The 7,309-nt window shown below is 71.5% G+C and carries 5 protein-coding genes; 4 read left to right on the forward strand and 1 reads right to left on the reverse strand.

The annotated features are described in order from the left end of the window. From R6V09_RS41365 to nudC, 3 genes are all read left to right on the forward strand, one after another. Window positions 1-2,410, forward strand: a 2,410-nt coding sequence (locus R6V09_RS41365; RefSeq protein ID WP_317886639.1) for a 3'-5' exonuclease, incomplete at its 5' end; no start/stop codon positions are given. 70 nt (window positions 2,411-2,480) lie between these two features. After that, entirely contained in the window at window positions 2,481-3,893 is a 1,413-nt protein-coding gene (locus tag R6V09_RS41370) for a dipeptidase (RefSeq protein WP_317886640.1), read from the forward strand. A gap of 155 nt (window positions 3,894-4,048) precedes the next feature. Further along, window positions 4,049-4,993: an NAD(+) diphosphatase gene (gene nudC, locus R6V09_RS41375; RefSeq protein ID WP_317886641.1), complete on the forward strand. Its 945-nt coding sequence runs from the start codon at window positions 4,049-4,051 to the stop codon at window positions 4,991-4,993. Between the two features lie 93 nt (window positions 4,994-5,086). Here the strand turns inward: nudC and R6V09_RS41380 are convergent, their stop codons facing one another. Further along, on the reverse strand, window positions 5,087-5,329 hold the full coding sequence (locus R6V09_RS41380) for a mycoredoxin (protein WP_317886642.1): 243 nt from the start codon (window positions 5,327-5,329) through the stop codon (window positions 5,087-5,089). Between the two features lie 85 nt (window positions 5,330-5,414). Here R6V09_RS41380 and R6V09_RS41385 point away from each other — a divergent pair. After that, a partial coding sequence (locus tag R6V09_RS41385; RefSeq protein ID WP_317886643.1) for an ATP-dependent helicase occupies window positions 5,415-7,309 on the forward strand: 1,895 nt, incomplete at its 3' end.

The following is a 7,309-nucleotide window of genomic DNA, read 5'->3' on the forward strand; positions in this document are numbered from 1 at the left end:
TGCCGAGCGCGACGGCATGGTGCGCTGCGCGCTGCTGCCCACCCACGCCGACGAGATCGACTGGCTCGCCGACTCCATCGCCCACCTCGTACGGACCGGGAAGGCGCCCGGCGAGATCGCCGTCCTGTGCCGCACGGCCACCGACTTCGCCCAGATCCAGGGCGCCCTGGTGACCCGCGACATCCCGGTCGAGGTGGTCGGGCTATCCGGGCTGCTGCACCTGCCCGAGGTCGCCGACCTCGTCGCCGTCTGCGAAGTCCTCCAGGACCCCGGCGCCAACGCCTCCCTGGTCCGGCTGCTGACCGGCCCGCGCTGGCGCATCGGCCCCCGCGACCTCGCCCTTCTGGGACGACGCGCCCGACTCCTCGTGGCCCACACGCGCGTGGGGGCCGACGACGACCCGGACCGCCGGCTCGCCGCAGCCGTCGAGGGGGTCGACCCCTCCGAGGTGATATCGCTCGCCGACGCCCTCGACACGTTCCTGGAGACACCTCTATACGGCTCCGACGGCGCCGGGGACGACGACGGGCTGCCCTTCTCACCGGACGCGCGCGTGCGCTTCGCCCGCCTGGCCACCGAACTGCGCGACCTCCGCCGCTCCCTGTCCGATCCCCTGATGGACGTCCTGCACCGCGTCCTCGCCGTCACCGGCCTGGAGGTCGAACTCGCCGCGTCCCCGCACTCCCTGGCCGCCCGCCGCCGCGAGACCCTGTCGAACTTCCTGGACGTCGCCGCCTCCTTCGCCGCCGGCGACGGCGAGGCGACCCTGCTCGCCTTCCTCGGCTTCCTGCGCACCGCCGCGCAGTACGAGAAAGGCCTCGACAACGCCCTCCCGGGAGGCGAGAACACCGTCAAAGTCCTCACCGCGCACAAGTCCAAGGGCCTGGAGTGGGACGTCGTGGCCGTCCCCGGCCTGGTCACCGGGACCTTCCCCAGCAGCCAGGGCCGCGAGAAATGGACCGCCCAGGGCAAGGTCCTCCCGCACGCGCTGCGCGGCGACACCGCCACCCTGCCCGACGTCGCCTCCTGGGACTCCAAAGGCATGAAGGCCTTCCACGAGGCCATGAAGGACCACCAGCACACCGAGGAACTCCGCCTCGGCTACGTCACCTTCACCCGCCCCCGCTCCCTGCTCCTCGGCTCCGGCCACTGGTGGGGCCCCACCCAGAAGAAACTCCGGGGGCCCTCCGACTTCCTTCAAGCCCTCTACGACCACTGTGCGGCCGGATATGGCGAGATCGAGGCCTGGGCGGACCGACCCGAAGACGGTGAGGAGAACCCCGCCCTGCAGACCGCCACCGTCGACCAGGCATGGCCACTGCCCTTGGACGACATGGCGATGGCCCACCGTCACAAGGCCGCCAAGATGGTCATGGACCACCTGGAGCGCCTCGCCTCCCACGACGAGAGCCACCCCGCGGCCACCCACGACCCCGACGCGCACGACGACCCGGACTGGCCCCCGCCACCGGAGGACGGCGAACCTCCCTACGACGAGCCTTCGTACGAGGAAACTTCCCCCGATGCCGAAGACGGCCTCCCGGAAGACGACCCCGCCGACTGGGACGCCTGGACCGAGGACCGCCCGACCGTCCCGCACCAGGCGACGGCCCCGGACCCCGCCGAACACTCCAGCGCGCCGGGGGACGCCCGCCCGCACCCCACGGAACCACCTGGCACCCGCCTCACCCCCGAGGAAGCCCGAGCCATCGCCTCCTGGGACCGCGACCTCGACGCCCTCACCGGCGAACTCCTGCGCGCCCGCCGAGGCGTCACCGACGTCCCCCTGCCGGCCTCGCTGACCGCCACCCAACTGCTGCACCTGGCCGCCGATCCGGACGGGCTCGCGCAGGAACTCGCGCGCCCCATGCCGCGCCCCCCGCAACCCGCCGCACGTCGAGGCACCCGCTTCCACGCCTGGGTGGAATCACGCTTCGAAGAGCTGACCCTGCCCATGCTGGAGCCGGAGGAACTGCCCGGCAGCGAAGCCGAGATCGCCGACGAACAAGATCTGGAAGCACTCAAGGACGCCTTCGAACGCACCGAGTACGCCCGGCGCACGCCCTACCGCGTCGAGACCCCCTTCCAGCTCGTGATCGCCGGCCGCGTCGTACGGGGCCGTATCGACGCCGTCTACAAGCAGGGCGACGGCGCCGGGGCGACGTACGAGATCCTCGACTGGAAGACCAGCCGCACCCGCACCGCCGACCCGCTCCAGCTCGCGATCTACCGGCTCGCCTGGGCCGAGCGGCAGGGCGTGCCGCTGGAAGCGGTCACGGCCGCGTTCCTGTACGTGCGCGGCGGCGAGGTTGTCCGGCCGGAGGGCCTCCCGGACCGGGCCGCACTGGAGCGGCTGCTGCTGGAGGAGCCGGGCGCACAGGCGGAATCACCGGGCGCGCAAGGGGAGTAGCCGGCTGTGCAAGCAAACTGTGAGGAACCGCCCACCGAGGATGTCAGTGCGGGCCGATAGGCTCGTGACCATGAGCCACACCGTTGACAGTGCCGTCAGCGCGGTCCGCACGTACATCGAGCAGCACCGCGCAGCCTTCCTCGACGACCTCGCCGAGTGGCTGCGCATCCCGTCCGTGTCGGCGCAGCCCGACCACGCGCCCGACGTCCGGCGCAGCGCGGACTGGCTCGCCGCCACACTCCGGGAGACCGGCTTCCCGACCGCCGAGGTCTGGCCGACCCCGGGCGCACCGGCCGTCTTCGCCGAGTGGCCCTCCGACGACCCCGAAGCACCCACGGTCCTCGTCTACGGCCATCACGACGTACAGCCCGCCGCCCGCGAGGACGGCTGGGACAGCGAGCCTTTCGAGCCCGTCGTCCGCGAAAACCGCCTCTACGCGCGCGGGGCCGCCGACGACAAGGGCCAGGTGTTCTTCCACACACTCGGCGTCCGCGCGCACCTGGCTGCCACCGGCCGCACTGCCCCGGCCGTGCACCTGAAGCTGCTCGTCGAGGGCGAGGAGGAGTCCGGCTCCCCGCACTTCCGGGCGCTCGTCGAGGAGCACGCCGACCGGCTCGCCGCCGACGCCGTGATCGTCTCCGACACCGGCATGTGGTCCGAGGACACCCCCACGGTGTGCACCGGCATGCGAGGCCTCGCCGAGTGCGAGATCCGGCTGCAGGGCCCCGACCAGGACATCCACTCCGGTTCCTTCGGCGGCGCCGTGCCCAACCCGGCGACCGCCGCCGCCCGCCTCGTCGCCGCACTGCACGACGAGCACGCACGCGTTACGGTCCCCGGCTTCTACGACGGCATCGTCGAACTCACCGACCAGGAGCGCGAGCTCTTCGCCGAGCTGCCCTTCGACGAGCAGGAGTGGCTGCACACCGCCAAGTCGCACGCCACCCACGGCGAGGCCGGACACACCACCCTGGAGCGCATCTGGGCCCGCCCCACCGCCGAGGTCAACGGCATCGGAGGCGGCTACCAAGGGCCCGGCAGCAAGACGATCATCCCGTCCTCTGCCATGGTGAAGCTCTCCTTCCGGCTGGTCGCCGGCCAGGACCCGGACCACATCGAGAAGGTCGTCCGTGACTGGGCCGCCCGGCAGGTGCCCGAGGGAATCCGGCAGGAGATCACGTTCAGCGCGGCCACGCGCCCGTGCCTGACTCCTCTGGACCACCCCGCCCTGCAGTCCGTCGTCCGTGCCATGGCCCGCGCCTTCGAGAAACCGGTCCTCTTCACCCGCGAGGGCGGCTCCGGACCGGCCGCCGACCTCCAGGAAGTCCTCGGGGCGCCCGTCCTCTTCCTGGGCATCTCCGTCCCCTCCGACGGCTGGCACGCCCCGAACGAGAAGGTCGAACTCGACCTCCTCCTCAAAGGCGTCGAAACCACCGCCCACCTGTGGGGAGACCTCGCCGACACCTGGCGCCGCGCGCCCTGACGATCCCGCGCGATCCGGAACGGCAACGCGTGCGAGGCACACTGGAAGAACCGCCCAGCACACCCGTCCCCGCCGGACCCGGTCGCCTCCTGCCGTACGTCCCGCTGAACCGCCCGTCGAAACAATCCGCATTGCCGGGGGAGTTGGAAGCACCCGTGACCACCTGGACCGACCACACAGCCGACCGACCCATCTCGCTCACCGCCCCGAGCGGCATCGACCGAGCCGCCCACCACCGGCTCGACGAGGCCTGGCTCGCCGCGGCGTGGAGCCACCCCAGCACCCGTTGCTTCGTGGTCTCCGGCGGCCAGGTCCTCATCGACGAGACACCCGACGGCAAGACCGAACTCGTCATGACGCCCTCCTTCGAGGCCCCCCTCACCGAGGCACACCGCTACTTCCTGGGCACCGACGACGACGGCGTCAGCTACTTCGCCCTCCAGAAGGACGCCCTCCCCGGCCGTATCGACCAGTCGGCGCGCGCCGCGGGACTGCGCGAGGCCGGGCTGCTGCTGTCGCCCCGGGACGTGGGCCTGATGGTGCACGCGGTCGCCCTGGAGAACTGGCAGCGCCTGCACCGCTTCTGCTCCCGCTGCGGCGAGCGCACGGTGATCGCCGCGGCCGGTCACATCCGCCGCTGCCCGGCCTGCGGCGCCGAGCACTACCCGCGCACCGACCCGGCCGTGATCATGGCCGTCACCGACGAGGAGGACCGCATCCTGCTCGGCCGCCAGGTCCACTGGCCCGAGGGCCGCTTCTCGACGCTCGCCGGCTTCGTGGAGCCCGGCGAGTCCATCGAGCAGTCCGTGCGCCGCGAGGTCTTCGAGGAGGCCGGCATCACCGTCGGCCACGTCGAGTACGTCGCCAGCCAGCCCTGGCCCTTCCCGTCCAGCCTCATGCTGGGCTTCATGGCCCGCGCCACCTCGACGGACATCAACGTCGACGGCGACGAGATCCACGAAGCCCGCTGGTTCTCCCGCGAGGAACTGCGCGCGGCCTTCGAGTCCGAAGAGGTGCTGCCGCCGTACGGCATCTCGATCGCGGCCCGCCTGATCGAACTCTGGTACGGCAAGCCGCTGCCGACGCGAACCTTCGTCTGAGGCCGAGACCGACAACAAGAAGCAGGCAACAAGAAGGCGGCCCCTGACGTATCAGGAGCCGCCTTCCGCGGAGCCGCGTGTGCTGATCGTCGGTCAGGCGCCGACCTTCTGCTTGACCTGGGCCAGCGAAGGGTTCGTGAGCGTCGAACCGTCCGCGAAGAGCAGGGTCGGGACCGTCTGATTCCCGCCATTCGCCTTCTCGACGAACGCCGCGGAATCCGGGTCCTGCTCGATGTTGACCTCGTTGTACGCGATGCCCTCGCGGTCCATCTGGCTCTTCAGCCGACGGCAGTAACCGCACCACGTGGTGCTGTACATCGTCACAGTGCCCGACATCTTCTCGCGCTCCTCAACAGCTCGGGGGATGGGTCCTCGCAGTGGAGGGAACGTACGCGACGCACCCGCCATTCCCGCCGGGGGTATGCCACCGCACGTGACGCCTGCCGCATTAGTACGACTGCAGGCGCCTCCCTGTGGACAACCGGCTCACCCGTCTCCGGCGACCTGGCAGCATGGCCGTGTGACAACAGCAACGCACTCCTCCCTCTTCCCGCAGGTACCGGACTCGGCCGACGCGGTGCTCGAAGGGCTCGACCCCGAGCAACGCGAGGTGGCGACCGCCCTGCGCGGTCCGGTGTGCGTGCTGGCGGGCGCCGGCACGGGCAAGACTCGGGCGATCACCCACCGCATCGCCTACGGAGTGCGCGCCGGGGTCCTGCAATCCTCCAGCGTGCTGGCCGTCACCTTCACCAACCGCGCCGCCGGCGAGATGCGCGGCCGGCTGCGCCAACTCGGCGCCACGGGAGTGCAGGCCCGTACGTTCCACTCGGCCGCCCTGCGTCAGCTCCAGTACTTCTGGCCGAAAGCGATCGGTGGCAGCATGCCCCGGCTCGTCGACCGCAAGATCCAGCTCGTCGCCGACGCAGCGGCGGCCTGCCGCATCCGCCTCGACCGTGGCGAACTTCGGGACGTCACCGCCGAGATCGAGTGGTCCAAGGTCACCCAGACCGTCCCCTCCGACTACGCCGCCGCGGCTGCCAAGGCGGGCCGCGACATCCCCCGCGCCCCCGCCGAGATCGCCCAGCTCTACGCCACCTACGAGGACGTCAAGCGCGACCGCGCGGTCATCGACTTCGAGGACGTCCTGCTGCTCACCGTCGCCGTGCTCCAGGACCGGCACGACATCGCCGAACAGGTCCGCTCGCAGTACCAGCACTTCGTGGTCGACGAGTACCAGGACGTCAGCCCGCTCCAGCAGCGCCTTCTGGAGCTGTGGCTCGGTGATCGCGACAATCTGTGCGTCGTCGGCGACGCCAGCCAGACGATCTACTCGTTCACCGGGGCGACCCCCGACCACCTTCTCGACTTCCGCACCCGCCACCCCGGCGCCACCGTCGTCAAGCTGGTCCGCGACTACCGCTCCACACCCCAGGTCGTCCACCTCGCCAACGGCCTGCTCTCCCAGGCCCGAGGCAGGGCAGCCGACCATCGACTGGAACTCATCTCCCAGCGCGCCGCCGGTCCCGAGCCCGTCTACGCCGAGTGCACCGACGAGCCCGCCGAGGCGGAGGGTGCCGCGCGCCGCATCCGCGACCTGATCGCAGCGGGCGTGCCGGCGAGCGAGATCGCGATCCTGTTCCGCACGAACTCCCAGTCCGAGACCTACGAACAGGCCCTCGCCGACGCCGGAGTCCCCTACCAACTGCGCGGGGCCGAGCGGTTCTTCGACCGTCCCGAGGTCCGCAAGGCCGGCATCGCCCTGCGCGGCGCGGCCCGCTTCGGCGGCAACGACTCCCTCCTCGACGACGTCATCGACCTGCCCTCCCAGGTCCGTGCCGTCCTCTCCGGCGAGGGCTGGACCACCGAGCCACCGGCCGGCTCCGGAGCCGTCAGAGAGCGCTGGGAGTCCCTGGCCGCCCTGGTCAACCTCGCCCAGGACTTCGCCGCGGCCAGAGCCGGAGCCACCCTCGCCGACCTGGTCGCCGAACTCGACGAGCGGGCGAACGCCCAGCACGCCCCGACCGTCCAGGGCGTCACCCTCGCCTCCCTGCACTCGGCCAAGGGCCTGGAGTGGGACGTCGTCTTCCTGGTCGGCGTCGCCGAGGGCATGATGCCGATCACCTACGCGAAGACCGACGAACAGATCGAGGAGGAGCGCCGCCTCCTGTACGTCGGAGTCACCCGCGCCAGGGAGCGGCTCCACGTCTCCTGGGCCCTCTCCCGCTCACCCGGCGGTCGCCCCAACCGCCGCCCCAGCCGTTTCCTGGACGGCCTGCGCCCCGGCTCGACCGGCGCCGCGGGCAGACCCGGCCTGGC

This window comes from Streptomyces sp. W16, assembly GCF_033194735.1.
Classification (GTDB): Bacteria; Actinomycetota; Actinomycetes; order Streptomycetales; family Streptomycetaceae; genus Streptomyces.